Annotated in this window: 1 protein-coding gene; it reads left to right on the top strand. The window is 62.9% G+C overall.

Translation table 11 applies throughout. The features are described from left to right. The first annotated feature begins 186 nt into the window (after nt 1-186). Nucleotides 187-552 carry a UBP-type zinc finger domain-containing protein gene (locus tag ACXMYJ_RS29275; RefSeq protein WP_260755341.1) on the top strand — a complete coding sequence of 122 codons (366 nt, stop codon included), beginning with the start codon at nt 187-189 and terminating at the stop codon, nt 550-552. The last annotated feature ends 141 nt before the right edge of the window (nt 553-693 follow it).

Here is a 693-nt window from a genome sequence, read left to right on the forward strand (position 1 = left end):
TTGCACCGGAAGTGCCTTTCTGAACGTGGGCTGATCGAAGTGTGGTAACTCCAATCATCCCAGCTCAAAGGGCACTTTCCTTACATCAACACCCTCCGAACAGGCGATTCATCGGTGGATCGAGGCTTAGACCACCGCCGTCACGATTCGTATCGGGATCATCGGACTGGGCGTACGCTTTCGCTCGTGAGCGACGTTCGCGACGGCGCAGTCGATCCTTCCGTTCCCCCGAGCGGCACGGGCTGCGTCGAGTGCGACGCGCATGGCGGTTGGTGGGTGCATCTGCGGAGGTGCGCCGCGTGCGGCCACATCGGCTGTTGCGACGACTCCCCGCAGCGGCACGCGTCGGCGCACTGGCGCGCCACCGGACATCCGGTGATCCGGTCGTTCGAACCGGGCGAAGACTGGTTCTGGAACTACGACACCGATCAGTACTATGACGGCCCCGAGCTCGCCCCTCCCCGGAGCAGACCGGTCGACGAGACCGCGCCGGGGCCACGCGGTCGGGTGCCTGCGGACTGGTTGGCACAGTTGCAGAATCGCCGACGCTGAATGAACCTCCATCCTTAGCCTGGATACACCGATCGGCGGTTGGTGTGGGGTTGAATCTGGTTGTGAGGCTTTGAGCTGATGTATAGGTCCCAGTGGGCGTGGCTGATCGCCCGATCTCGGTATCGGGTTGTTCCTGTTGGT

Source organism: Mycobacterium sp. ZZG (assembly GCF_054786995.1).